The organism is Janibacter sp. DB-40 (genome assembly GCF_029510815.1).
GTDB lineage: Bacteria > Actinomycetota > Actinomycetes > Actinomycetales > Dermatophilaceae > Janibacter.
Map to the genome: position 1 here is coordinate 1,982,807 of NZ_CP120360.1, position 25,854 is coordinate 2,008,660.

Sequence of the window (25,854 nt, forward strand, 5' to 3'; positions counted from 1 at the left end):
AGCAACCACATCGAAGGGGGTGCCCTCCGCCGATCACGGCGCGGGCGCCCCCTTCGCACGAGTGCGGGGCTCAGCGCATGACCGCGAGCATCCCCGTCAGCGCCTGCACCGCCTGGCAGCCGCACCGGACCACGTGCGGGAAGGGGACCCTGATGTCGCGGTCCCCCGCGTCGGGCGTGCTCTCGCGCGCGACGAGCCCGGTCTCGTCGGCCAGGAGCGGCCGCACGACGCCGGACTCGTGGAGCGGGACGACACCGGCGACGAGCCGGCGCAGGTCCTGACGATGGTGGCTGTCGAGGTGGGCCATCCACTCGTCCTGCCACCCCGCGAGCGCGTCCACGTCGGCAGCGGCGTAGTCCTTGGCCTCGACGTGCACCACGTCGCGCAGACCCTCGACCTCCACGCGCCAGTCGAGGGTGATCGACGTGGGAGCCAGCCGGGCGACCAGACCGTCCTCGGTGATCCCCAGGTGCGACCGCAGCTGCTCGTCGACCGGGTGCTGCAGCACCTCGGCGCGGCCACCGAGACGGACCAGCCCACGCACCCTGCCCGGATGGCTCACGGCGGAGACGTCGGCCGCCGTGGCGAGGATGTCCGGACCGGTCGTCCCGGCGGCCACGAGGTGGGCACACGCCGGTGCGGCCTCCCGGAGGGAGAAGAGCAGCGCCCCGGAGGGGGTGACGGCGTGCCTGGCGAGCGGGCGACCCTGCCCGGCAACGCCGACCTCAACCGATCCGGCGCTCGCCACGATCGTCCTGGCCCGTCGTGCCCATGTGCTCATGTGCCCTCCTCGTCAATGAGATTAGGTAAGCCTAACCATAATTGTTCGAGGAGGGGTGGCCGCGACTCGCGGCGCGGCCTCAGCGAGCGGTGACGAACTGCGTCCGCGCCTCCACACCCACGTCGGGGTGGTCGCAGAAGACCCCGTCGACGCCCGCCTCCAGATGGGCGACGACCTCGTCGACCATGCGTCCGTGGGCGGCGGGCCCTGCGCCGATGCGGTGGTCGGCGGGCAGGAAGGCGTTCTCCGCGCGGAAGGTCCACGGGAAGACCTCGAGACCGGCCTCGTGGGCATCGTCGACCAGGCGGGTGGGCTCCCCCAGAGCGCCCTCGGGGGTCCACGGGATGACCTGCTCCTTCGCCGGTGCCAACGCGTCCACCCACGGAGCGAGCCGCTCCATGGCCGGAGGCGTCGTCAGCTCCACGCAGGTGGTGCCCTGCTCGCGCAGGTCGAAGGGGGCTCCCTGCGCCTCGGTCAGGAGCATGGAGCGACCTCGGTAACCGTGCGCGCGCAGGGCCCGCAGGGCGGTCGGCTCGAAGGACTGGAGCCACACCGGAGCCGTCGCGGAGTTGAGGTCGTGCTCCTCGAGCAGCCGGAGGACCTCGAGCTCGGGGTCGAAACCGTGCCCGCGCAGGTAGGTGGAGTGCTTGATCTCGGGCACGATCCCGATGGTGCGGCCGCTGGTGCGGGTCAGGTCCGCCCGTTGCTGCAGCACCTCGTCGAACGTCAGCACCCTCAGGGATCCTTCGTGGGTGACCGACTCCGGCCGCAGCTGCGCGAGGCGCTCCGTGGCGCGCAGGCCCTGCAGCTCCTCGACGGTGAAGTCCTCGGCAAACCACCCGGTGACGACGACCCCGTCGATCTCCTTCGCGGTCATCCGATCGGCGAATCGCGGGTGCTCGGCGACGTCGGTGGTCTGGGCGATCTCCGGCTCGTGCCGGTCGACGAGCACGCCGTCCCGCGTCATGACCAGGTCGGGCTCGATGTAGTCGGCACCCATCCCCACGGCCAGCTCGTAGGCCGCGAGCGTGTGCTCCGGCCGGTAGCCGGAGGCGCCGCGATGGGCGAGGACGAGGATGTCCGTGCTCACCATCCCGAGCGTAGGCACTGTGGACGACCGAGGTGGGACCTTGCCGTGTCCACTGGATGACCGGTGGATGACGGCAGGTCGTCGGTTGCGCCACCGAGGTCCTAGGGTGGGGCGCGTGTCCAAGGTACTCACATCCCTCCCTGTTGGTGAACGTGTCGGCATCGCCTTCTCCGGCGGTCTCGACACCTCGGTGGCCGTCGCGTGGATGCGCGAGAAGGGGGCGGTGCCGTGCACGTACACCGCTGACCTCGGTCAGTACGACGAGGAGGACATCGAGTCGATCCCGGGCCGAGCAGGCCAGTACGGTTCCGAGCTGTCCCGGCTCGTCGACTGCAAGGGTCCCCTGGTCGAGGAGGGGTTGTCCGCCATCGCCTGCGGCGCCTTCCACATCCGCAGTGGTGGTCGCACCTACTTCAACACCACTCCCCTGGGCCGCGCCGTGACCGGCACCCTCCTCGTGCGCGCCATGAAGGAGGACGACGTCTCCATCTGGGGTGACGGGTCGACCTTCAAGGGCAACGACATCGAGCGCTTCTACCGCTACGGCCTCATGGCCAACCCGGGACTGCGGATCTACAAGCCGTGGCTCGACGCCGACTTCGTCACCGAGCTCGGCGGACGCCAGGAGATGTCCGAGTGGCTCACCGAGCGGGGGCTGCCCTACCGCGACAGCGCCGAGAAGGCCTACTCCACCGACGCCAACATCTGGGGAGCGACCCACGAGGCCAAGACCCTCGAGCACCTCGACGCCTCGATGGAGATCGTCACCCCGATCATGGGTGTCCCCTTCTGGGACCAGTCCGTGGCCATCGAGCCCGAGGACGTCACCGTCCGGTTCGAGCGCGGCCGTCCGGTCGCCATCAACGGCGACGACTTCGGCGGGGACGCCGTGGCGATGGTGCGCGCGGCCAACGACATCGGCGGCCGCCACGGCCTGGGCATGTCCGACCAGATCGAGAACCGGATCATCGAGGCCAAGTCCCGCGGCATCTACGAGGGCCCGGCGATGGCGCTGCTGCACATCACCTACGAGCGCCTGGTCAACGCGATCCACAACGAGGACACGATCGCGAGCTACCACGCCGAGGGCCGGCGCCTGGGGCGCCTGCTCTACGAGGGCCGGTGGTTCGACCCGCAGGCACTGATGCTGCGCGAGTCCCTGCAGCGCTGGGTGGCCTCGGTCGTCACCGGTGAGGTGACCATCCGGCTGCGTCGCGGCGAGGACTGGACCATCGTCGACACGACCGGCGAGCACTTCAGCTACCACCCGGACAAGTTGTCGATGGAGCGCACCGAGAGTGCCGCATTCGGTCCCGTCGACCGCATCGGGCAGCTGACGATGCGCAACCTCGACATCGCCGACAGCCGCAGCAAGCTCGAGGTCTACGCCGCCCAGGACCAGCTCAGCGGTGGATACCTCGAGATCATGGGCGACCTCGAGGCCGGCGGCGGCGACCAGATCGCCGCCAACCCCGCGGCCGCGGGCGTCGACGACGAGGACGACGCGCTCGACCGCGCAGCCATGGAGTTCGGCACCGACTGATCACGGTCTTGTGCTGTTCACACATAGACTTCCTCCATGTCACGTCGTGGTCTCGTCTCCCTGACCACCCGCCGCACGGTGCGGCGCAAGGGCGGTGAGCTCGCGACAGCGGCGACGCGGCGACTCGAGGACCAGCACGAGTGGTACGCCACGCTCAGCGCGAAGGAGCGCTCGTGGGTGGGCCTGGTCGCACAGGCCGGCATCGCCAACTTCATCGACTGGCTCAACGGCACCAAGCACGCCGACACCCGGACCATCTTCGGCGCGGCGCCGGCGGAGCTGACCCGCACCATCAGTCTCGCCCAGACGCTCGAGCTCGCCCGGACCGTCGTCGAGGCGGTCGAGGAGCGGGTGGAGGACCTCGCCCGGCCCGGGGACGTCACGGACCTGCGGGTGGCGGTGCTGCGCTACTCCAGCGAGATCGCCTTCGGTGCGGCGATGGTCTACGCACAGGCCGCCGAGCAGCGCGGCGCCTGGGACGCCCGGCTGGAGTCGCTGATCATCGACGCGGTGATGCGCGGTGAGGTCGACGAGTCGATCCGCACGCGCGCGGCCGCACTCGGATGGGACGCCGTCACCAACATCGTTGTGCTGGTGGGCAATTCGCCACACTCTCCGCAGGGCGATGATCCCGCGGGGGCGGTGAGTGCCGTGCACCGCGTCGCCCAGCGCCTCGATGTCCCGGTCCTCGCCGGAGTCCAGGGCTCCCGGCTCGTGGTCGTCGTCGGCGCGGTGAGCGACCCGAGGACGCAGGCGTGCGCCCTCGCCGAGTGCTTCGCCGACGGCGACCTCGTCCACGGGCCGCTCGTGGCGGACCTCGCCGAGGGCGCGGTCTCCGCCCACGCCGCGGTGGCCGCCCACGTCGTCGCGCGCGGCTGGCCGGGACGACCACGACCGGTTGCGGCCGACGACCTGGTGGCAGAGCGTGCGGTCGCCGGCGACTCCCTCGCCCGCTCAACGCTCGTCGAGACCGTCGCCACCCCGCTGGCCGCGCACCCGAGCCTGCTCGAGACCGCCCGGGCCCATCTCGACTCCCCCGGGCTGGAGGCGACCGCCCGCGCCCTGTACGTGCACGTCAACACGGTGCGCTACCGCCTCGGCCGGATCACCGACGTCATCGGGTACGACCTGACGAGCCCGCACGAGGCCTTCACCGTGCGGGTCGCTCTGAGCCTCGGCGCGATCTTGGAGGATTCCTCCAAAGTCTTCCGGTGAATCTCTGGCGGGGTCGACCTCGCACGGCACCCCCTTCGCCCGAGAGTCTTGAGACGTGCTCGCCATCACCTGTCCCGGCCAGGGCTCACAGACGCCCGGCTTCCTCGCCCCGTGGCTCGAACTCCCCGGAGTCTCCGACCGCCTCCACTGGCTCTCTGCCGTCGCCGGCATGGACCTCGAGGCGCACGGCACGACGTCCGACGAGGAGACCATCAAGGACACGGCGGTCGCCCAGCCGCTGATCGTCGCCTCCGGCCTCCTCGCGCTGCTCTCGCTCTTCGAGCACCCGGCCGACGGCTTCCGCGTCGTCGGTGCCGGTGCCGGCCACAGCGTCGGCGAGATCACCGCGGCCGCGGCGGCGGGTGTCATCAGCGCCGAGCAGGCCATGGTCCTGGTGCGTGAGCGCGGCCGCTCCATGGCCGCGGCGGCGACGACCACCCCGACCGGCATGAGCGCCGTCCTCGGCGGCGACCCGGCCGAGGTCACCCGCACCCTCGAGTCCCACGGCCTCACCCCGGCCAACGTCAACGGCGCCGGCCAGGTCGTTGCGGCGGGCACCCTCGAGCAGCTGGCGGCGCTCTCGGACAACCCACCGGCCAAGGCCCGGGTCATGCCCCTCAAGGTCGCCGGAGCCTTCCACACCGAGCACATGTCCCCCGCCGTCGACGAGATGGCCCGGCTCGCCCGCGCCGTCTCCACCCACGACGCCCGCGTCCCGCTCGTCTCCAACGTCGACGGAGAGGTGCTCCACTCGGGCCAGGAGGTCCTGCGCCGCATCGTGCGCCAGGTGAGCAACCCGGTGCGCTGGGACCTGTGCATGGAGACGCTCCGCGACCTCGGCGTGACCGGCATCATCGAGATCCCCCCGGCCGGCGCCCTGACCGGGTTGGCCAAGCGCGGCCTCAAGGGCGTCGAGCTCCTCGCCCTGAAGACCCCCGAGGACCTCGAGGCCGCCCACCGCATGGTGCTGGAGCACGGCACGGAGCGCGAGGCATCGCAGCCCACGTGGCGCCTGGTCACCGCACCGGTCAAGGGCACCGTCCAGATCACCGCGAGCGAGCCGGGGGCCACCGTGCCGGCCGGCGACGTCGTCGCCCGCATCTCCTCCCTCCGCGACACCCGCGAGGTGCTCGCCGACCACGCCGGCACGGTCGTGGAGTGGCTCGTCGAGGACGGCGACCCCGTCTCCCCCGGTCAGCCGCTCGTGCGACTGCACCCCGAGGGATCGGTCGCATGAGCGCCATCACCGTCCCGACCGAGCTGCGCCACGCGCGGATCACCGGCACCGGTAGCCACCGCCCCGAGCGGGTCGTGCCCAACAGCGAGATCGTCGAGGCGATCGACTCCTCCGACGAGTGGATCCGTGAGCGGTCCGGCATCGAGTCGCGCCACCGTGCGGCACCGGACGAGAGCGTCGTCGACATGTCCGAGCACGCCTCCCGGGCCGCCCTGGAGTACGCCGGCATCGACGCCGACCAGATCGACGTGGTCATCGTCGCGACCGTGACCCACCCGTACCAGACCCCGGCTGCCGCGCCGGAGCTCGCCGCCCGGTTCGGCTCGCGGGCCGCGGCCTTCGACCTCTCGGCCGCGTGCGCGGGCTTCTGCCACGCGCTCTCCGTCGCCAACGACATGGTCCGTGTCGGCTCTGCCGAGCACGTGCTCGTCGTCGGCGTGGAGAAGATGCTCGACTTCACCGACCCGGAGGACCGCGGGTCCGCCTTCATCTTCGGCGACGGCGCCGGTGCGGCGATCGTCTCCCCCAGCGAGACCCCCGGCATCGGCCCGACCGTGTGGGGCAGCGACGGTGACAAGAAGTCCCTGATCACCTCGCGCAGCTCGTGGATGGAGCTGGCGGCGGACCGCGACCTGCCCTGGCCGGCGATCATCATGGAGGGTCCGAGCGTCTTCCGCTGGGCCGTGTGGTCGATGGCCAAGGAGGCCCAGCGCGCCCTCGACGCCGCCGGCGTGCGCGCCGAGGACCTCGCCGCCTTCATCCCCCACCAGGCCAATGTGCGCATCATCGACCAGATGGCCAAGGAGCTCGGCCTGCCGAAGGACCTGCCCGTCGCCCGCGACATCCGCACCACCGCCAACACCTCGGGCGCGTCCGTGCCCCTGGCCATGGACCGGATGCTGCGTGACGGCGAGGTCGCGTCCGGCGGCCTGGCCCTGCTCATCGGTTTCGGCGCAGGCCTCGTCTGGGCCGCGCAGGTCGTCACCCTCCCCTAGTTCACCCGTCGGTCCGACGGGACCTCGGACCACCCACGATCCCCGCAACACCCACACACAAGGAGTACCGACATGGCTCACACCGAGCAGGACATCCTCGCCGGCCTCGCCGAGATCGTCTCGGAGGAGACGGGCGTCGACACGTCCGAGGTCACCGCTGACAAGACCTTCACCGATGACCTCGACGTCGACTCGCTGTCGATGATGACCATCGCCGTCACCGCCGAGGAGAAGTTCGGGGCCAAGATCCCCGACGAGGAGGTCAAGAACCTCAAGACCGTCGGCGACGCCGTCAACTACATCAAGGCCAACCAGGCCGCCTGAGACCGGTGACCTCCCCCTTCGCCACGAGCGAAGGGGGAACCACCCCTCTCCCCATCCCGCTGCTACAGGAGCCCACATGACCTCTCCCCGGCCCACCGTCGTCGTCACCGGCCTCGGTGCGACGACCCCGCTCGGCGGTACCGCCGAGGAGACCTGGCAGGCCGCGCTCGCCGGGCGCTCCGGCGCCGGCCCCCTCGATGCCGCGTGGGTCGAGGACTACGAGCTCCCGGTGTCCTTCGCCGCGCAGCTCGCCACACCCGTGTCCGAGGTGCTGAAGAAGGTCGAGACCAAGCGCCTCGACCCCTTCGCCCAGTACGCGCTGGTCGCCGCCCGGGAGGCCTGGGCCGACGCCGGCTCCCCCGAGGTGGCCCCCGAGCGCCTCGCCAGCGCCGTCGGCACCGGCATCGGCGGCGTCCAGACGCTGCTGACCGCGTGGGAGTCCCTGCGCACCAAGGGGGCCCGCCGGGTCTACCCGCTGTCGATCCCCATGCTCATGCCCAACAGCGCCGCCGGGACCGTGTCGCTGGAGTTCGGCGCCCGCGCCGGGGCGCACACCCTCGTCTCCGCCTGCTCCTCCGGTGCGGAATCGATCGCCTACGGACTGCACCTCATCCGTGAGGGCCTGGCGGACGTCGTCATCGCCGGCGGTTCCGAGGCCTCCATCCACCCGCTGCCGATCGCCGGGTTCACCCAGATGCAGGCCCTGTCCACGCGCAACGACTCCCCGCAGACCGCCTCGCGGCCCTACGACGTCGACCGAGACGGCTTCCTCCTCGGTGAGGGCGGTGCGATCCTCGTGCTGGAGTCCGAGGAGCACGCGAAGGCCCGCGGCGCGAACATCATCTGCACCCTCGCCGGAGCCGGCGTCAGCGCCGACTCGTACCACATCGCCGCCCCCGAGCCCGAGGGCGCCGGCGCCTCGCGCGCGATGGCCGAGGCCGTCACGGACGCGGACGCCACGCCCGCGGACGTCTGCCACATCAACGCGCACGCCACCTCGACCCCCGTCGGTGACGTCGCCGAGGTCGCTGCCATCCGGCGGGCCTTCGGCGCGGACGCGGACCACATGGCCATCAGCGGCACCAAGTCGATGACCGGTCACCTGCTCGGCGCCGCCGGCGCCCTCGAGGCGGTCTTCGCCGCGCAGGCGGTCCGGGACCGTCTGGCTCCGCCGACGATCAACATCGATAACCTCGACCCGGCCGTCGACCTGGACATCGTGCGCGACACACCTCGCGACCTCCCCAGCGGCGACCTGCTCGTCCTGGACAACTCCTTCGGCTTCGGCGGGCACAACGTCGCCCTCGCCTTCGGGAGCCACCGATGACGCGCCAGCCCAACGCCGCCTCGGCCACCGTCGGCAAGCGGGTCAAGGTCCCCCGCGAGGAGGACCCCCGCAACCCGAACCACCGTCTCGCCGACTTCCTCGACGACGGCTCGCTCGAGCTGATCACCGCCGACGACGACTCCGGGATGCTCGCCGCGACCGGCACCGTCAACGGCCAGGCCGTCGTCGTCTTCTCCTCCGACGCCACCGTCATGGGCGGTGCCATGGGCGTCGCCGGCTGCAAGGTCGTCGTCGCCGCCTACGAGCGGGCCCTGGCCGACGACGTGCCCGTCGTCGGTCTGTGGCACTCGGGTGGCGCCCGACTGCCGGAGGGCGTCGTCTCGCTGCACGCCGTCGGTGAGGTCTTCGCGATCATGACGCGGGCCTCGGGGAAGATCCCCCAGATCTCGGTCGTGATCGGGGCCGCTGCCGGCGGCGCCGCGTACGGGCCGGCGCTGACCGACATCGTCATCCTCGCGCCGGAGGGGCGGATCTTCGTCACCGGGCCGGACGTCGTCCGGTCCGTCACCGGGGAGGACGTCGACGCCCTTCGCCTCGGCGGTCCCGAGCCCCACGGCCGGCGCTCCGGCGTCGTCCACGTGCTCGCCGAGTCCATCGACGACGCCTATGCCCGCGCCGGGGGCCTGTGCGAGCTGCTCTCCAACCAGGGCGACTTCAACGTCGGCGACGTCGTCGATGTTGATCTGGCCGAGCAGCTGCCGGAGTCGACCAAGCGCGCCTACGACGTGCACCCCCTCATCGAGATGCTGCTCGACGCGGGGCCCGTCCAGGAGCTGCACGCCCGGTGGGCGCCCAACATCGTCACCTCCCTCGGCAGGCTCGGCGGTCGCACCGTCGGCGTCATCGCCAACAACCCCATGCGCCTCGGTGGCTGCCTGGACTCCTCCTCCGCGGAGAAGGCCGCGCGGTTCGTGCGGATGTGCGATGCCTTCGGCGTGCCGCTCGTCGTCCTCGTCGACGTGCCCGGGTACCTGCCCGGTGTCGGCCAGGAGTGGGACGGCGTCGTGCGCCGCGGCGCCAAGCTGCTGCACGCCTTCGCCGAGGCCGTCGTGCCGCGCGTGACGGTCGTGACGCGCAAGACCTACGGCGGCGCCTACATCGCGATGAACGCCCGCTCGTTGGGCGCCACGAAGGTCTTCGCCTGGCCGGACGCGCAGGTGGCGGTCATGGGCTCCGTGGCTGCCATCCGCATCCTCCACCGACGCCGACTGGCGGAGGTCGACGAGTCCGAGCGCGCCGCCGTCGAGCAGGAGCTCGCGGACGAGCACGACCGGCTCTCCGGCGGCCTGCCGCGCGCCGTGGAGATCGGGGTGGTCGACGAGATCATCGAGCCGACCCGCACGCGCACGGCCGTCGCCACGGCCCTGGCCGAGGCGCCCGCACGACGTGGGGATCACGGCAACATCCCGTTGTGATCGACCGCGGTAGCCTCGCAGTACCCGGCCAGACGGCCCCGTCCCAGTGGAGGTTGCTGTGAACGACACCCCGGCCCGCACGATGTCCGTCCAGGAGTGCTGGCAGACGCTGCGTGAACACGAGTTCGGGCGTCTGGCCTATCGGCTGCTCGGTGAGGTGCACATCACGCCGATCAACTACGCCGTCGACGGCGAGGCGCTGCTCTTCCGCACCACGCAGGGCAACAAGCTGCTCAGCGTGGTCATGCACGGACCGGTGGCGCTGGAGATCGACGAGCTGGGCGCCGAGGAGGCGTGGTCGGTCCTCGCGCGTGGTCATGCGCGCGTCCTCGAGGGGGAAGAGGCCGAGTGGACGGACACCCTGCCGCTGCGCCCGTGGGTTGCCGGCGAGAAGGACGTCGTCGTGCGGATCGACCCGGAGGAGGTCACCGGGCGCCGCTTCCGCCTGTCCAAGCCGTGGGAGCACATGCTCCCGCACGACTGACGACGCCTCGCCGCTGCGCGCGGGCATGACGAAGGGGGCTGCGCCAAGGAGGGCGCGCAGCCCCCTTCGTCATGGAGCGGTGTCCTCAGCCCACCTTGTGCAACCAACGCACGGGTGCGCCGTCCCCGGCGTGCCGGAAGGGTTCGAGCTCTGCGTCCCAGGGCTCGCCGAGGAGCTCACCGATCATGTCCTCGACCGCTTCGCCGGAGCCCTGGGCCAGGGTGATGACCTCGCGCAGGCGGTTCTCGTGGAGGACGACGTCACCGGAGGCGGAGATCGTCGCGTGGTGGATGCCCAGGGTCGGGGTGTGGCTCCAGCGGGAGCCGTCGAGGCCCGGGGTGGGCTCCTCGGTCACCTCGTATCGGACGCCCTCCCAGCCGCGCAGGGCGGAGGCGAGGGTGGCGCCGGTGCCGGGGTCCCCCGTCCAGGAGAACTCGGCACGCTTGAGCGACCGGCCGAGGGGCTGCTCGGTCCAGTCGAGGGACACAGACTGATCCAGCACGGACTCGAGCGCCCACGTGATGTGGGGGCACAGGGCCGTGGGGGTGCTGTGGATGAACACCACCCCGCGGGTACTGATGCGCTTTCCTGCAGACATCCTGATCCTCCTTGAGTGCGATGGACGTCTTCCCCAACGCCAGACACTCGGGATCGAACGGCCGCTGCGCGTATCGCGGCGTGCTGCTCGGACAATATGTGCACAGAAGTGCTTGTGCTGGCCATTGTGCCCCACGGATCACACAAGCACCAGCCCCCACGGTCGCCCCACCCGCATCACGGGCCGCAGCCGGCTCGGGGTACCCTCACGCCGTCGCCTAGTCGCGACGCCGGGGCGGTAGCTCAGTTGGTCAGAGCACCGGACTCATAATCCGTCGGTCCTGGGTTCAAGCCCCAGCCGCCCCACCGCTCAGGCGGTCCTGCCGGTCATCGAGGCGAGCTCTTTCTCCTCGGGGAGGTCGAGCACGGCCTCCTCGCGCACCTTCCGCAGGTGCTCCTTGGTGCACCCGGTCGCCCAGGCGCCGATGGCCAGCGAGGCCCAGCCGATGAGCATGCCACCCACGTTGTCCAGCACGTAGTGCCAGCCGAAGTAGAGCGTCGCCAGGAAGGTCAGGGCGAAGAAGGTCCACACGGCCGTGCGCACCATGGAGCTCTGGGCGGTGCGCTGCACGAACAGGGCGGCGGCGAAGGTCACGGACACGTGCAGCGAGGCGAAGGCCGCGACCCCGTGGATCGCGTCGCTGGTGAGCGGGCTCGTCAGGAACTCCAGCCGGTTGTCCAGCAGGGCCTGCTGCAGCTGGCTCACGCCCGTGACGGACAGGTCGGCGTACAGGTCAGGGCGGGAGTAGATCGGCCCGACGGCCGGGATGATGTAGTAGCTGATGACGCCGAAGACCCAGTTCAGGCAGAGGGTGGTCGCGTACCAGGCCCCCACGCGCACATCGCGACTGAGGACGAGGAAGACCCCCAGGCTGATCGGCACGAGCGGCATGTACGCCAGGTAGACGACGGACAGCAGTGTCGCCGTGACATCGGTGCCGAGGACCCCGTGCAGCACCGTGGCGGGGTCGTGGCCCGCGAAGAGCCACCGGTCGGTCTGGAGCAGACCACGGTCGTAGAGCGTGCCGTCGCGGTAGAGCGGCAGGATGTTCTTGAGGTTCCGGTAGCCCACGTAGCTGATGTAGAACGTGATCAGACCGGTCATGATGTACAGGGTGCGCCGCAGGGTCCACTCGTGCTTGATCACCTCGGCGATCCCCAGTCGGAGGCTGCGCAGGCCGCGTCTGCGGGTGGCGGCGATGAGCACACCCACCCCGGAGAGCAGCAGACCCAGCAGGGGCAGCCGCACGTAGGCAGGGCCGAGGAAGCCCTCGGGGTCCTTCAGCGGGATCCCCAGGACCTGACTGCCGATGATCGCGGCGAGCCCGACGAGGAGCGAGACGCTCACGGCCACCGTGTAGGGCCACGTGCGGACGAGTTGCATCCTCCGATTATGACGGACTGGTGACCAAACTGTGAACTGACAGGATCGGCGCGGGCCGCCCTCCCAGGGGCGTCGGCCACGATCCGGCGCTGGCCAAGACCCTCAGGCGGGGAACACGCGGCTGGAGAGGTACCGGTCGCCACGGTCGCAGACCACGAAGACGATCGTCGCCCCCTCGACCTCTTCGGCCACCTGCAGGGCGGACCAGCAAGCGCCGCCCGCGGAGACACCGCCGAAGATGCCCTCCTCGCGGGCCAGACGGCGGGCCGTCTCCTCGGCGTCGGTCTGGGTGACTTCCACGGTGCGGTCCACCGCCGAGGGATCGAAGATCTTCGGCACGTACTCCGGTGGCCAGGCGCGGATCCCGGGGATGCTCGCACCCTCCGCGGGCTGTGCCCCGACGATCTGGACACCGGCGTTGCGCGACCTCAGGAACCGCGAGACCCCGGTGATCGTGCCGGTGGTGCCCATCGCGGACACGAAGTGCGTGATGCGTCCGTCGGTCTGGCGCCACAGCTCCGGGCCCGTGCCGTCCTCGTGGGCACGCGGGTTGTCCGGGTTACCGAACTGGTCCAGGACCCGGCCCCTCCCCTCCTGCTCCATCCGTGTCACGACGTCGCGGGCCTCTTCCATGCCGCCGTCCGCCGAGGTGAGAACCAGGTCGGCTCCGTACGCCCTCATCGTCTGGATCCGCTCGGTGGAGGCGCTCTCGGGCATCACGATGACGAGGGGGTAGCCGCTGATCGCCGCCGCCATCGCCAAGCCGATCCCGGTGTTGCCGGACGTGGCCTCCAGCAGGGTGTCGCCGGGGGAGATCTCCCCTCGCTCCTCGGCGCCCCGGATCATGGCGATCGCCGGCCGGTCCTTCACCGAGCCGGCCGGGTTGTTCCCCTCGAGCTTGGCCAGCAGCACGTTGCCGCGACGTTCGTTCTCCGGCCCCGGAAGGCGCTGCAGACGCACCAGCGGGGTACCGCCGATCACGTCCTCCATCGTCAGGTACGGCGCAGGGTTGCTCACCCACCGAAGTCTACGGTGGCGGTCGCAGGGGAATCGACGCCGCCTGAGCGACGGAAAAGGCCCCCTGACATGCGTTTCCGCCGGTCAGGAGGCCTTTCGCCACGCTCCCCCGGTTGGACTCGAACCAACAACCCTCCGGTTAACAGCCGAATGCTCTGCCAATTGAGCTACAGGGGATCGCGCCGAAGCGCTGCGCCACCATAGCAAGAAGATGGCGCGGGTCGAAAACCGGGACTCAGGGCTCCTGCCCGACCTGCTCCGCGAGGCGCGCAGCGACCTGCTCGGTCGTCGCGACGAGCTCCGGGTCGTCCGGATCGCAACCGCGCGCGACGATCGTCTGGGCGAGCACCGCGTCGCTGCCGAGGTCCTTGCGCAGGACCACCCGGGCCCGGCGGGTCCGGTCCAGGCGCACGTGCTCGACGAGCAGCACCGAGGCGTTGACCCGCTCGTGGAAGGCGTCGGGGACACCGCCCGGCGCCGTGAGGTGCCACCGCCCGGAAGAGCTCTCGTCCACCCACGAGACCGTGAGCACGGACTCGTCCGGGTCCCACCGCCCGCTGTCGACGAGGTGCCACGGCTTGCCCGGCGCGGCCCCTCCGGGCGCCACCAGCCGGTGCGAGGTGATCACGAGCGCCCCGTCGTCCGTGGCGGCCGTGGCGAGCACCCGCTCCCCCGCCTCGAGGACGACCCCTGCGGGGACGTCGACCGCCTTGTTCCTCAGGACCTTCAGCCAACCCATCAGAGGACCTCCTCGCGCAGCGCGGCGCGTTGGCGCTGCAGATCGTAGAGCGACTGGCCCAGCCGTCGTCGTTCGTCCGGGTCGGCATGCGGATCCGAGTCCAGCTGCCGCATGCGCGACGTGGCTTCGAAGACCTGGCGGGCCAGGGCGGTGTCCCGCACGCGCACGAGCAGGGACCGGGTGTACCCCTCGGGGGGAAGGCCGGTGGCCTGGTCGTGGACGACCGGAAGGGGGGCGACGGACAGCTCCGCGACGAGGGAGGCGACGGTCAGTGGGGTCGCCTCGTCGATGCGCGCGTGCCAGGCGCCGAGCGTCTCCCCCTGCTGCAGGGGACCGACCGTGCGGACGGCGGCGAAGACCGCCCGGTGCGCCGGTGCTGCCAGTCCCTCGGGCTCGATCGCGTCGAGGTCGTCGGCGGTGAAGAGCGAGGGGTGCTGGAGCATCGCCTGGAGCAGCTGCCGCTCGGCCCGTACGACCGGGTCACGCAGGTCTGGCCTGGGCATACCGCTGCCGGCCTCGGCCGTGGTGGGCTCCGGCGTCTCGGGGTTGGCGCGGGTCTCCCCCTTCGCCTCCTCCTTGGCCTGGATGCGGCCGGCGCGGGCCACCTGGTCACGCATCTGCTCGACCTCGACGCCCACCCAGCCGGCGACCGTGCGCACGTACTCCGGTCGCAGCGAGGAGTCGCGGATGCTGTTGATGATCGGCGCGACCGCGGCCATCCCGCGCACCCGCCCCTCGGCGGTGGACAGGTCGAAGCGGGCGAGCGTCGTGCGCACCGCGAACTCGAACATCGGCACGGCGTCGGCCACGAGCTCGCGCACCGCGGAGTCCCCCTCGCGCAACCGCAGGTCGCACGGGTCCATGCCCTCCTTGGCGACGGCGACGAAGCTCTGGCTGGCCCAGCGCTGGTCCTCGGCGTAGGCCTTCATCGCGGCCTTCTGCCCGGCGGCGTCACCGTCGAAGGTGAACACGACCCGGGCGGGCGCGAGGTCGGCCTCGTCGCGCATGATGCGGCGCAGGACCTTGATGTGGTCGACCCCGAAGGCGGTGCCGCACGTGGCGACCGCGCCCTCGACGCCGGACAGGTGCGCGGCCATCACGTCGGTGTAGCCCTCGACGACGACGGCCTGCCGGTCCTTGGTGATCGACCGCTTCGCCAGGTCGAGGCCGTACAGCACGCTGGACTTCTTGTAGATCGGTGTCTCGGTCGTGTTGAGGTACTTCGCCGCGATCCGGTCGTTGTCGTAGAGCCGCCGGGCACCGAAACCGACCGTCTCGCCGGTGATGTCGCGGATCGGCCACACGAGACGGCCCCGGAAGCGGTCGTAGAGTCCTCGCGACCCGCTGCCGCACAGACCACCGATCGTCAGCTCCTCGGCGGTGAAGCCCTTGCCGCGCAGGTGGCGGGCGAGCTCCTCGCCACCCCGCGGCGCGTACCCGATCCCGAAGAGCTTGGCCTCCGGGCTGGCGAAGCCGCGCTCACGCAGGAAGTCCCGGCCGATCCGCGCCTCAGGGGACTCCAGCAGCCGCTCGTGGTAGAACTCCGCAGCCGCGCGGTGGGCCTCCAGCAGGCGGGTGCGCTTGCCGAGCCCCACCCCGTCACGGGGGCCGCCCCCTTCCTCGTAGCGCAGCTCCATCCCCAGCTTCGCCGCGAGACGCTCGACGGCCTCCGCGAAGGTGAGGTGGTCCAGCTTCTGCACGAAGGAGATGACGTCACCGCCCTCGCCGCAGCCGAAGCAGTGGTAGACGCCGACGGCCTCACGCACGGTGAAGCTCGGGGTCTTCTCGTCGTGGAAGGGGCACAGGCCCTTCATCGACCCGACGCCCGCGGGGCGCAGCGAGACGTGGTCGCGGACGATGTCGGTGATCGAGGAGCGCTCCTTGACGGCCTGCACGTCCTCGGCGCGGATCCGGCCGGCCACCATCCACCTCGTTCCCACGTCGACTCGCTCGTGCCCCGAGTCTAGGTCCAGCGCCGCGGGTCGGGCCCGGCGCCCGTCCACAGTCGGCGGCCGTCAGCGGCAGTGTGCGGTGTGCAGCTCCAGTGCCCGCAGGTCGGTCAGCCCGGCGACCTGGTCGACGACCACCCGCAGCCGGGCGTCATCGTCCTCGGCGCCGGCGAGGTCGTGCCGCAGGTCGGGGTCGAGGCGCTGCTCGGGATCGCCCGCGAACCACTGAGCCAGATCGGCGACGACCCGACGCTGGTGGGCGTACTCCTCGTCCCGCTCCCCCGAGAACATGACGAAGTGCGCCGCGACCGCCTTGAGCACCGCGACCTCCGCCAGGGAGTCGTCCGGCACGACGAGGCGGGCCTCGTAGCGGCCGAGGTCACCCGGCCCGTGCACCGACCGGGTCGCCGTCTCCGCCGCGTGCACGAAGCGCCCGATGATCCGGGAGGTCATGTCCTTCAGCCCGGCGAGGGCCCGCCGGGAACCGTCGTAGTGCTCCGGGACGGCACCGGTGGCCAGCAGCCGCTCCAGCGCCTCCCCGACCGCGTCCCGGCCGAGGTCGGCGGCGAAGTGGCTGGCCGCGACCTCGAGCACGGCATCGGTGTCATGGGCGTCGCGCAGCTGACGCAGGTCGAGTCGTCCTGAGGCGATCGCGTCCTCGACGTCGTGGACGCTGTAGGCGACGTCGTCGGACCAGTCCATGACGTCGGCCTCGAGGCAGCGCACGAAGCTGTCCGTGCCGGGCCCGGCCGAGCGCATCCACGTGAAGACGAGGAGGTCGTCCTCGTAGACGCCGAACTTCGTCGTCGGAGCAGGGCCCATCCCCCGGCGCCACGGGTACTTGGTCGCCGCGTCGAGGCTGGCCCGGGTGAGGTTGAGACCGGCCGGCTGCCCGTCCGCGTGGACGCGCTTGGGCTCGAGGCGGGTGAGGATCCGCAACGTCTGTGCATTGCCCTCGAACCCACCGATGTCGGCGGCGATCGAGTTGAGCGCGCTCTCCCCGTTGTGGCCGAAGGGGGGATGACCCAGGTCGTGCGCGAGGCACGCGACGTCCACGACGTCGGCGGAACAGCCGAGCGCCCCGCCGAACTCGCGGCCGATCTGCGCCACCTCCAGGCTGTGCGTCAGCCGGTTGCGCACGAAGTCGTCACTGCCCGGGCCGAGCACCTGGGTCTTGGCCGACAGCCGCCGCAGGGCGGCGGAGTGGATCAGCCGGCCGCGATCCCGGGCGAAGTCGTCACGGTCGGCACGCTTGTGCACGGGGTCCTCGGAGACCCACCGCTCGCGGTCACTCTGGCTGCTCACGAGCGTGAGCCTACGGCGCCCGGGTCGGGCGCCGTCGGCTGATCATCTCCCTGTGCGGAACCGGCCCGCACGGGCACCCGGTCCGCCAGTAGCCTCTCGGTGACGACCGCCACACCCCGGAGGTATCCCGTGTTCCGCAAGATCCTCGTCGCCAACCGAGGCGAGATCGCCATCCGCGCCTTCCGCGCCGCCACCGAGCTCGACGCGACCACCGTCGCGGTGTACCCGAGCGAGGACCGCACCTCAGAGCACCGGATGAAGGCCGACGAGGCCTACCTCATCGGTGAGGAGGGCCACCCGGTCCGCGCCTACCTCGACCCCGAGGAGATCGTGCGGGTGGCCCGTGAGGCCGAGGTCGACGCGATCTACCCCGGGTACGGCTTCCTCTCCGAGAACCCGCAGCTGGCCGAGGAGTGCGCCCGGCACGGCATCACCTTCATCGGTCCCCCCTCGACGGTGCTGGAGCTCACCGGCAACAAGGCACGCGCGATCGCCGCAGCCAAGGCGGCCGGCCTGCCGACGCTGGAGGGGGCCGAGGCGACGACCGACCTCGACGCGCTCGAGGCCGCGGCCGACCGGATCGGCTTCCCCGTCTTCGTCAAGGCCGTCAGCGGCGGCGGTGGTCGGGGCATGCGGCGGGTCGAGCGGCAGGAGGACCTGCGCGACGCCCTCGAGGCCGCCCAGCGCGAGGCCGACGCGGCCTTCGGGGACCCCACGCTCTACCTCGAGGAGGCCGTGGTCAACCCGCGGCACATCGAGGTGCAGGTCCTCGGCGACGCGACCGGCGAGGTCCTCCACTTCTACGAGCGGGACTGCTCGGTTCAGCGGCGTCACCAGAAGGTCGTCGAGATCGCCCCGGCCCCGAATCTGGACCCCGAGCTGCGCGAGCGGATGTGCGCCGACGCGGTCCGCTTCGCCAAGTCCATCGACTACGTCAACGCGGGGACCGTCGAGTTCCTCCTCGGTGAGGACGGCCGCTACGTCTTCATCGAGATGAACCCGCGGATCCAGGTCGAGCACACCGTGACCGAGGAGGTCACCGAGCGCGACCTCGTCGTCGCCCAGATGCAGATCGCGGCCGGCGCGACGTTCGCCGACCTGGGGATGCGGCAGGACGACATCCGCACCCGCGGTTTCGCGCTGCAGTGCCGGATCACGACCGAGGACCCGGCCAACGGCTTCCGACCCGACTCCGGGACGATCTCGGCCTACCGCTCGGCCGGCGGCTCCGGGGTGCGCCTGGACGGTGGCACCACCTTCGTCGGCGCGGAGGTCAGCGCCCACTTCGACTCGATGCTCGTCAAGCTCACCTGCCGGGCGGCGAGCTTCCCGCTCGCCGTGCGGCGAGCCCGCCGGGCGCTCGCGGAGTTCCGCGTCCGTGGCGTGGCGACGAACCTGCCCTTCCTCGAGGCGGTGCTCTCGGACCCGACCTTCCAGGCGGGCGAGGCCACGACGAGCTTCATCGACGAGCGTCCGCACCTGCTCGACGCCCCCACCGGCAAGGACCGGGCGACCAAGCTGCTGACCTACCTCGCGGACGTCACGGTCAACCAGCCGCACGGCCCCCGCACGACCGACATCCGGCCGCGGGAGAAGCTGCCCGAGCTCCCCGAGGGCGACCTGCCCGAGGGCAGCGCCGACCGGCTGCGCCGACTGGGCCCCGCCGGCTTCGCCACCGACCTGCGCCAGCGCACGGACGTCCCGGTGACCGAGACGACCTTCCGGGACGCGCACCAGTCCCTGCTGGCGACCCGCGTGCGCACCCGTGACCTCGTCCAGGCCGCCGGCCACGTCTCCCGCCTGACCCCGCAGCTGCTCTCTGTCGAGGCCTGGGGAGGGGCGACCTACGACGTCGCCCTGCGGTTCCTGCAGGAGGACCCGTGGGACCGCCTGGGCGCGCTGCACGAGGCGATGCCGAACGTCGCCCTCCAGATGCTGCTGCGCGGGCGCAACACCGTCGGCTACACCCCGTACCCGACGACGGTCACCGATGCCTTCGTCGCCGAGGCCGCCCGCAGCGGGCTGTCGATCTTCCGGATCTTCGACGCCCTCAACGACGTCAGCCAGATGCGTCCGGCGGTCGAGTCGGTGCTGGCCACCGACACCGCCGTCGCAGAGGTCGCCCTGTGCTACACCGGCGACCTGCTCGACCCGAACGAGTCGATCTACACCCTCGACTACTACCTGCGCCTCGCCGAGCAGATCGTCGAGACCGGCGCCCACGTGCTGGCCATCAAGGACATGGCCGGCCTGCTGCGGGCACCCGCGGCGGCCACGCTCGTCCGTGCGCTGCGGGAGCGCTTCGACCTCCCGGTGCACCTGCACACCCACGACACGGCCGGTGGCCAGATCGGCACCCTGCTCGCGGCGATCAACGCCGGCGTGGACGCCGTCGACGCCGCCAGCGCGACCCTGGCGGGGACCACGTCGCAGCCCTCGCTCTCGGCCCTCGTCGCCGCCACCGACGGCACCGACCGCCCCACGGGTCTGGACATCGCCCACGTCTTCGCCCTCGAGCCGTACTGGGAGGCGGTACGCAAGCTGTACGCCCCCTTCGAGTCGGGGTTGAGCTCGCCGACGGGCCGCGTCTACCGCCACGAGATCCCGGGCGGTCAGCTGTCCAACCTGCGCACCCAGGCCACGGCCCTGGGCCTCGGTGACCGCTTCGAGCAGATCGAGGACATGTACGCGGCGGCCAACGCGATGCTCGGCAACATCGTCAAGGTGACCCCGAGCAGCAAGGTCGTCGGTGACCTCGCGCTGGCCCTCGTCGGCGCGGACGCCGACCCTGCCGACTTCGAGGCCAACCCCTCCCGCTACGACATCCCCGACTCGGTCATCGGCTTCCTCGCCGGTGACTTGGGGGACCCGCCCGGCGGCTGGCCGGAGCCCTTCCGCAGCCGGGCCCTCGAGGGACGGACCGTCCGGCCCCCGGCCGGTGACCTCACCGAGGAGGACGAGTCGGCCCTGCGTCAGGAGCCCCGCTCCACGCTGAACCGCCTGCTCTTCCCCGGGCCGACCGAGGACTTCGAGTCCGCCCGCACCGAGTACGGGGACACCTCCGTGATCAGCACGATCCCCTTCCTCCACGGTCTGGAGCAGGGCTCGGACTGCGAGGTGGAGATCGAGGCCGGCAAGGTGCTCAACTTCGGCCTGGCCTCGATCAGCGACCCGGACGAGCACGGGATGCGCACCGTCATGGGCACGGTCAACGGCCAGCTGCGCCCGGTCCAGGTGCGTGACCGGTCCGTCGAGGCCGAAGTCGTCGCGGCGGAGAAGGCCGACCCGGCCGACGAGGGCCAGGTGGCGGCCCCCTTCGCCGGGGTCGTGACCCTGCAGGTCGAGGAGGGCGCCGAGGTCGCGGCCGGGGAGACGGTCGCGACGATCGAGGCGATGAAGATGGAGGCCTCCATCACCACCCCGCGGGCCGGCACCGTCAGCCGGTTGGCGATCGGCCCGCGTGGTCAGGTCGAAGGGGGCGACCTCCTGGTCGTCGTGGAGTGACCTCGGGGCGGCTCAGCCGCGCCCGGGACCGCCCGGAGGGGGTCCCCCCGGAGGTGGGGGCGGCGGAGGAGCGGACCCGCCACCCGCGGGTCCTCCCCCGGCCGGGCCACCCTGCTCGCCAAGCTTGTGGACGCCGGTCTTCGCCGCGCCCGTGGCCCTCTCGATCTGGCCCCCGAAGCGGCCCTTGGTGGCCCTGTTGGCCGCCTGTCCGGCCTTGTCGAGGCTCTGCGCGATCGAGTCGCCGTGCTCCGAGGCGTACGTGCCGGCCTTGTCCTTGAGCTGTCCGCTCCTGCCGAGGAGCTTGTCGAAGAATCCCATGGTGCCCTCCAGATGAGTGCGGGGTCCGTCTGTCGACTCTAGTCCTCGGTGACCGATCGGGGCAGGGTTCGTGACAGCTTCACGCCGGCGGGTCTCAGCCGCCGTCGACGACGGACTGCTCCGCCTGCGCGACCCGGGCCTGCTGCTCGGCGTCGAGCTCGCGGCTGGCGAGCCACCCCTCCGGGAGGGCGACGACGCGTGAGGACCCGGCGCGACCGCGCTGGCCCTCGGCAGCCTCCCCCGGCCAGGGGGTGTCCGGGTCGAGGGTGGCGATGAGGTCGTCGAGTGCTGCGAGGGAGTCGACGAGCGCGAGCTGGTTGCGCACCGTCGAGCCGGCGGGGAACCCCTTGAGGTACCAGGCGATGTGCTTGCGGATGTCGCGGCAGGCGCGCAGCTGGTCACCCTCGTAGAACTCGGTGAGCAGCTCGGCGTGCCGACGCAGCGTCGCGGACACCTCGCCGAGGGAGGGGCGGATGCGCACCTGCGCGCCGTTGAAGGCCGCAGCGAGGTCGGCGAAGAGCCACGGCCGGCCCAGGCAGCCGCGTCCGACGACGACACCGTCGCAGCCGGTCTCCGCCACCATGCGCAGCGCGTCCTCGGCCGACCAGATGTCGCCGTTGCCCAGGACGGGGACGCTCGTGATCGTCTCCTTGAGCAGGCGAATGCGCGACCAGTCGGCCGTGCCGGAGTAGGCCTGGCCTGCGGTGCGGGCGTGCAGCGCGACGGCGGCGACGCCCTCCTCGACCGCGGCGGTGGCCGCATCGAGGTAGGTGTGGTGCTCCTCGTCGATCCCGACCCGCATCTTGATGGTGACGGGGACGTCCCCCTTCGCCCCCTCGGTCACGGCCGCGGAGACGATCGCACGGAAGAGGTCGCGCTTCCACGGCAGCGCCGCTCCCCCGCCCTTGCGGGTGACCTTCGGGACCGGGCAGCCGAAGTTGAGGTCGATGTGGTCCGCGCGGTCCTCGGCGACGAGCATGCGCACCGCCCGCGCGGTGGTCGCCGGGTCGACGCTGTAGAGCTGCACGCTGCGCGGCGTCTCGTCCTCGTCGTGCTCGATGAGGCGCATCGACTCCGGCTTGCGCTCGACGAGCGCCCGGGAGGTGACCATCTCGTTGACGTAGAGGCTGTGTGCCCCCGAGGCCCCGCTGGCGGCCAGACCGGCATCGCCGGCCTCGCGGCACAGCCGCCGGAAGGCACGGTTGGTGATCCCGGCCATCGGGGCGAGGACCACGGGTGAGTCGATGACGTGCCGACCGATGCGAAGGGGTGGCAGTACCCGCTGTCCTGCGGCCGGGACGGTGTGCTGGGTCGGGCTCGTGGGCTGGGTCAGGATGGTCATGACGTCGCCCAGTGTCCCACTTCGACGCGGGACAGGGACAATCATGCACATGAGCAGGGAGACGATGCACGAAGCGGGCGGGCAGGCCGGGGAGCGCGCCTCACTACGCCCGGCGCTGCCCTGGCTGGTGGTGACGCTCGCGCTCGGCCTCGCCGCCGTCGTCATCGGGCTCGTGCGCCTGGACCAGCTGCCCGATCCGTACCCGGTCCACTTCGGGCCCGCCGGGGACCCGGACCGCTTCACCGATCGCTCCCCCGGCGCCGTCCTGATGCCGGCGGTCGTCGGCCAGCTGAGCGGGCTGGCCGTCTTCGCCACTTTGCTGCTCATGCGCGCTCAGGGCCATCGCGCGGTGGTCCCGCCGCTCGCCGCGCTCGGCCTCGTCATCGGCGGCGGGATCTCGCTGATCTCGATCGCCCAGTACCTCTCCGCGGACGCGGTGCCGCCGCCGTGGAGCTTCTGGCTGCTCCTGGCCGGGATCGTCGTGACCACGGCCTGGGTCGTCCACGCGTCCGTGCGCTCGAGTCGTCGGAGCGCGGACGAGCGCGAGGGCTGGAAGCTGGGCGGTCTCGTCTACTCCGACCAGGACGACCCGGACGTCTTCGTCCCCAAGCGCACGGGCGTCGGCGTCACGGTCAATCTCGGACGCCCGATGGGCTGGGTGGTCATGGGCCTGGTCCTGCTGCCCGGCGTCCTGGTCGTCCTCGGTGTGGTGGTGTGGACATGACGGGCGCGACGGGGACCCGGCAGCACCTGGAGAAGTTCGCCTGGCTGTCCATCGCGGCGGCCGTGGCCACCATCGTGCTCAAGACCGGCGCGTGGTGGATCACCGACTCGGTCGGCCTGCTCGCCGACGCGGCCGAGTCGATCGTCAACCTCGTCGCCGCCGTGGCCGCGCTGATCGCCCTGCGGGTCGCCGGGCGGGTCGCTGACGACGACCACCACTTCGGTCACTCGAAGGCCGAGTACTTCTCCGCGGCGATCGAGGGCGGGATGATCTTCGTCGCTGCCGCCTTCATCATCTGGCAGGCGATCAGTCGGCTGCTCGAGCCGCGGCCCATCGACCAGGTCGGCCTCGGTCTGGCGATCTCCGTGGTGGCCTCGGTGATCAACGGCGCCGTGGCCTTCCTGCTCATCAGGGCCGGCCGTCAGCACCGCTCGATCACCCTGCGCGCCGACGGCCAGCACCTGCTGACCGACGTGTGGACCTCCGTCGGCGTCCTCGTCGGGGTGGGGCTCGTCGTCGTCACCGGTCTCGAGGTACTCGACCCGATCGTCGCCCTCCTCGTCGGCGCCAACATCCTGTGGACCGGGTGGCGACTGCTCAACGAGTCGGGCACCGGTCTGATGGATGCCGCCCTCACCCCGCAGGAGAACGCCGACATCGCCGACACCATCGCCGCCCAGTGCACCGACGAGGTCACGGTCCACGGCCTGCGCACCCGCGTGGCCGGCCACGTCTCCTTCGCCGAGTTCCACGTCCTCGTCCCCGGCGCGTGGTCGGTCCGGCGGGCACACGACATCGTCGAGGACATCGAGGCGGTCATCGCGGAGGAGCACCCGGACCTGCGCGTGACCGTCCACATCGAGCCCAGCGAGGACCCGCGCTCGTACGACGACTTCGGCGGCTACGAGATCCCCATCGAGCCGCTGGCGGACACCGACGCCGCCGCCCGCGAGGAGGCCCCGTGAGTGCCCTCCTCGCCCCCTCGTCGCTGCTGGACGAGCTCGCCGACCACACCCGGCCCGGTCCGGTCGTCCTCGACGTCCAGTTCACCCTCACCGGTGACGGGCCGCACCTCTACGCCGCCGGCCACCTCCCGGGAGCCCCCTTCGTCGACCTGGACGCCGTCCTCGCCGGTGAGCCGGGACGCGGTGGCCGTCACCCCCTTCCCGATCCCGGCGTGCTGCAGGAGGGCCTGCGCGCCGCCGGCGTCGACGTCGACTCGCGCGTCGTCGTCTACGACCAGGCGACCTCCCTCGCCGCCGCGCGCGCCTGGTGGGTGCTGCGGTGGGCGGGCCTGGCCGACGTCCGTGTCCTCGACGGCGGTCTCGCCGCCTGGCGGGCCGCCGGGGGCGACGTGGTCACGGGGGCCGTCTCCCCCGCCGAGGGGTCGGTGACGGTGCGGCCGGGGTCCGTCCCGGTGCTCGGGGCCGACGACGCGGCCCACCTCGCGGCCACCGGCGTCCTCGTCGACGCCCGGACCCCCGAGCGGTACCGCGGGGAGGCCGAGCCGATCGACCCGGTCGCCGGGCACGTCCCCGGTGCGGTCAACGTGCCCATGGGCGACCTCACGACGGACGAAGGGAGGCTGCGCTCCCCCGAGGAGCTGCGGGAACGGTTCGCGGCCGAGGGCGTCGACGGGAGCGCCCCTGTCGGCACCTACTGCGGGTCGGGAGTCACCGCCGCGCACACCGCCCTGGCGCTGCACGAGATCGGCATCGAGGCCGCCGTCTACGTCGGCAGCTGGAGCCACTGGGTCACCGACCCCGGCCGCCCGGTCGCCACCGGGGCCTGAGGCTCAGGCGGGCAGGGAGTCGACGAAGGCCCGGATGGCCGTGGCGACCGGGCCGGCATGGGTCATCGGCGCGAAGTGCGTGGCGCCGGGCACGCGCACGATCTCGATGTCGTGGCGCAGGGCCCGTGCCGTGCCCTCCCCGACCCGGAACTGGTCGAACTCGCCGTTGATCGCGACCACCGGCACGTCGACGTCCGCGAGCGCGCGGAGATCCACCCCGTCGATCACCGCGTCCCAGGCGTCGGGGATCGCCTGGAGCCCGGGCCCTCGCTTCAGGACCTCCGCCGCGGTCCGGGACCCGATGATCCGTCGCAGGGAGGCGGCGTCGGTCTCCCGGAGGGACTCCGCCCTGCGCACGTCCTCCAGGCCCGCCCGCAGCGCGCTGCCGAAGGCGCGGTAGATCCCGGCCAGCCGCGACGAGGGCTGCGCGGTCGCTCCCATGAGGACGAGGCCGGCCAGCTTGCCGTGGTGGCGCGCCGCCCACTCCATCGCCACGTACCCACCGAGGCTGTGCCCGCCGAGGACGATGCGGTGCCGGCCCGGATCGAGGGCCTCGACCGCCTCGTCCACCGCCGCGACGGCACCCTCCATGGTGAAGGGGACGTGCTGCTGCAGTCCGTGACCCGGCAGGTCGATGTGGTCACAGACGATCTGCCCCAGCAGGGCCTCCTCCAGGGGGATCCACGCGGCGGCGTTGAGTCGGCTGCCGTGGATCAGCAACAGCCGGATCGGCGCCCCCGGGCCCGCCATG

General features: G+C 71.8%; 23 protein-coding genes and 2 tRNA genes. 13 read left to right on the forward strand and 12 right to left on the reverse strand.

All coding sequences use genetic code 11. From position 1 onward, the window contains the following. Nucleotides 1–70: 70 nt before the first annotated feature. Together PVE36_RS09380 and PVE36_RS09385 are read right to left on the reverse strand one after the other, a co-directional pair. Complete coding sequence (locus PVE36_RS09380) at nucleotides 71–781, reverse strand: hypothetical protein (protein WP_277451864.1); 711 nt, start codon at nucleotides 779–781, stop codon at nucleotides 71–73. A gap of 79 nt (nucleotides 782–860) precedes the next feature. Next, entirely contained in the window at nucleotides 861–1,871 is a 1,011-nt protein-coding gene (locus tag PVE36_RS09385; RefSeq protein WP_277451865.1) for a glycerophosphodiester phosphodiesterase family protein, read from the reverse strand. A 115-nt stretch (nucleotides 1,872–1,986) separates the two neighbouring features. Between PVE36_RS09385 and argG the strand changes: the two genes are divergently transcribed. From argG to PVE36_RS09425, 8 genes are all read left to right on the forward strand, one after another. Further along, the gene (gene argG, locus PVE36_RS09390; protein WP_277451868.1) at nucleotides 1,987–3,414 is read left to right on the forward strand and encodes an argininosuccinate synthase; all 1,428 of its coding nucleotides are present in this window, start codon (nucleotides 1,987–1,989) and stop codon (nucleotides 3,412–3,414) included. 36 nt (nucleotides 3,415–3,450) lie between these two features. Then, a complete protein-coding gene (locus tag PVE36_RS09395; RefSeq protein ID WP_277451870.1) occupies nucleotides 3,451–4,629 on the forward strand; it encodes a helix-turn-helix domain-containing protein in 1,179 nt (392 codons plus the stop codon). A gap of 55 nt (nucleotides 4,630–4,684) precedes the next feature. Continuing rightward, a complete protein-coding gene (locus tag PVE36_RS09400) occupies nucleotides 4,685–5,866 on the forward strand; it encodes an acyltransferase domain-containing protein (RefSeq protein WP_277451873.1) in 1,182 nt (393 codons plus the stop codon). Next, nucleotides 5,863–6,861 (forward strand): beta-ketoacyl-ACP synthase III, encoded by a 999-nt coding sequence (locus PVE36_RS09405; RefSeq protein WP_277451875.1) that lies wholly within the window; start codon nucleotides 5,863–5,865, stop codon nucleotides 6,859–6,861. Before PVE36_RS09400 ends, PVE36_RS09405 begins: the two co-directional genes overlap by 4 nt. 72 nt (nucleotides 6,862–6,933) lie before the next feature. Further along, nucleotides 6,934–7,185 carry an acyl carrier protein gene (locus PVE36_RS09410; protein ID WP_277241474.1) on the forward strand — a complete coding sequence of 84 codons (252 nt, stop codon included), beginning with the start codon at nucleotides 6,934–6,936 and terminating at the stop codon, nucleotides 7,183–7,185. 76 nt (nucleotides 7,186–7,261) lie between these two features. Continuing rightward, nucleotides 7,262–8,512 carry a beta-ketoacyl-ACP synthase II gene (fabF, locus tag PVE36_RS09415; RefSeq protein WP_277451879.1) on the forward strand — a complete coding sequence of 417 codons (1,251 nt, stop codon included), beginning with the start codon at nucleotides 7,262–7,264 and terminating at the stop codon, nucleotides 8,510–8,512. Next, entirely contained in the window at nucleotides 8,509–9,948 is a 1,440-nt protein-coding gene (locus PVE36_RS09420; protein ID WP_277451880.1) for a carboxyl transferase domain-containing protein, read from the forward strand. The genes fabF and PVE36_RS09420 overlap by 4 nt, the downstream gene beginning before the upstream one ends. Nucleotides 9,949–10,006: 58 nt before the next feature. Continuing rightward, complete coding sequence (locus PVE36_RS09425) at nucleotides 10,007–10,432, forward strand: pyridoxamine 5'-phosphate oxidase family protein (protein WP_277451881.1); 426 nt, start codon at nucleotides 10,007–10,009, stop codon at nucleotides 10,430–10,432. 85 nt (nucleotides 10,433–10,517) lie between these two features. On the opposite strand, the gene PVE36_RS09430 is transcribed toward PVE36_RS09425, so the two are convergent. Beyond that, nucleotides 10,518–11,030 (reverse strand): DUF3145 domain-containing protein, encoded by a 513-nt coding sequence (locus PVE36_RS09430; protein WP_277451883.1) that lies wholly within the window; start codon nucleotides 11,028–11,030, stop codon nucleotides 10,518–10,520. A 231-nt stretch (nucleotides 11,031–11,261) separates the two neighbouring features. On the opposite strand from PVE36_RS09430, the gene PVE36_RS09435 reads away from it, so the two are divergent. Further along, a tRNA-Ile gene (locus PVE36_RS09435) sits at nucleotides 11,262–11,335 on the forward strand. 4 nt (nucleotides 11,336–11,339) lie between these two features. On the opposite strand, the gene PVE36_RS09440 is transcribed toward PVE36_RS09435, so the two are convergent. From PVE36_RS09440 to PVE36_RS09465, 6 genes are all read right to left on the reverse strand, one after another. Beyond that, a complete protein-coding gene (locus PVE36_RS09440; RefSeq protein ID WP_277451885.1) occupies nucleotides 11,340–12,413 on the reverse strand; it encodes a phosphatase PAP2 family protein in 1,074 nt (357 codons plus the stop codon). Nucleotides 12,414–12,515: 102 nt separating this feature from the next. Further along, a complete protein-coding gene (cysM, locus tag PVE36_RS09445) occupies nucleotides 12,516–13,403 on the reverse strand; it encodes a cysteine synthase CysM (RefSeq protein WP_346780646.1) in 888 nt (295 codons plus the stop codon). Nucleotides 13,404–13,534: 131 nt separating this feature from the next. Continuing rightward, nucleotides 13,535–13,607, reverse strand: a tRNA-Asn gene (locus PVE36_RS09450). A gap of 58 nt (nucleotides 13,608–13,665) precedes the next feature. Next, entirely contained in the window at nucleotides 13,666–14,169 is a 504-nt protein-coding gene (locus tag PVE36_RS09455) for a hypothetical protein (RefSeq protein ID WP_277451888.1), read from the reverse strand. Continuing rightward, complete coding sequence (gene dnaG / locus PVE36_RS09460) at nucleotides 14,169–16,091, reverse strand: DNA primase (RefSeq protein ID WP_277455809.1); 1,923 nt, start codon at nucleotides 16,089–16,091, stop codon at nucleotides 14,169–14,171. The genes PVE36_RS09455 and dnaG overlap by 1 nt, the downstream gene beginning before the upstream one ends. 93 nt (nucleotides 16,092–16,184) lie before the next feature. Further along, entirely contained in the window at nucleotides 16,185–17,423 is a 1,239-nt protein-coding gene (locus PVE36_RS09465; RefSeq protein WP_277451890.1) for a deoxyguanosinetriphosphate triphosphohydrolase, read from the reverse strand. Between the two features lie 129 nt (nucleotides 17,424–17,552). Between PVE36_RS09465 and PVE36_RS09470 the strand changes: the two genes are divergently transcribed. Beyond that, a complete protein-coding gene (locus tag PVE36_RS09470) occupies nucleotides 17,553–20,927 on the forward strand; it encodes a pyruvate carboxylase (protein WP_277451893.1) in 3,375 nt (1,124 codons plus the stop codon). Between the two features lie 12 nt (nucleotides 20,928–20,939). Here PVE36_RS09470 and PVE36_RS09475 read toward each other — a convergent pair whose 3' ends face one another. Together PVE36_RS09475 and dusB are read right to left on the reverse strand one after the other, a co-directional pair. Further along, nucleotides 20,940–21,245 carry an antitoxin gene (locus PVE36_RS09475; protein ID WP_277451896.1) on the reverse strand — a complete coding sequence of 102 codons (306 nt, stop codon included), beginning with the start codon at nucleotides 21,243–21,245 and terminating at the stop codon, nucleotides 20,940–20,942. Between the two features lie 94 nt (nucleotides 21,246–21,339). Then, nucleotides 21,340–22,587: a tRNA dihydrouridine synthase DusB gene (gene dusB / locus PVE36_RS09480; protein ID WP_277451898.1), complete on the reverse strand. Its 1,248-nt coding sequence runs from the start codon at nucleotides 22,585–22,587 to the stop codon at nucleotides 21,340–21,342. 49 nt (nucleotides 22,588–22,636) lie between these two features. On the opposite strand from dusB, the gene PVE36_RS09485 reads away from it, so the two are divergent. From PVE36_RS09485 to PVE36_RS09495, 3 genes are read left to right on the forward strand one after another with little or no spacing between them, the layout of a single operon-like run. After that, on the forward strand, nucleotides 22,637–23,311 hold the full coding sequence (locus PVE36_RS09485) for a DUF1648 domain-containing protein (protein ID WP_277451899.1): 675 nt from the start codon (nucleotides 22,637–22,639) through the stop codon (nucleotides 23,309–23,311). Further along, complete coding sequence (locus PVE36_RS09490) at nucleotides 23,308–24,276, forward strand: cation diffusion facilitator family transporter (protein WP_277451901.1); 969 nt, start codon at nucleotides 23,308–23,310, stop codon at nucleotides 24,274–24,276. Before PVE36_RS09485 ends, PVE36_RS09490 begins: the two co-directional genes overlap by 4 nt. Beyond that, complete coding sequence (locus tag PVE36_RS09495; protein WP_277451902.1) at nucleotides 24,273–25,103, forward strand: sulfurtransferase; 831 nt, start codon at nucleotides 24,273–24,275, stop codon at nucleotides 25,101–25,103. The genes PVE36_RS09490 and PVE36_RS09495 overlap by 4 nt, the downstream gene beginning before the upstream one ends. Before the next feature lie 3 nt (nucleotides 25,104–25,106). On the opposite strand, the gene PVE36_RS09500 is transcribed toward PVE36_RS09495, so the two are convergent. Next, nucleotides 25,107–25,853, reverse strand: a complete 747-nt coding sequence (locus tag PVE36_RS09500; RefSeq protein WP_277451905.1) for an alpha/beta hydrolase — start codon at nucleotides 25,851–25,853, stop codon at nucleotides 25,107–25,109. Nucleotide 25,854: the final 1 nt, after the last annotated feature.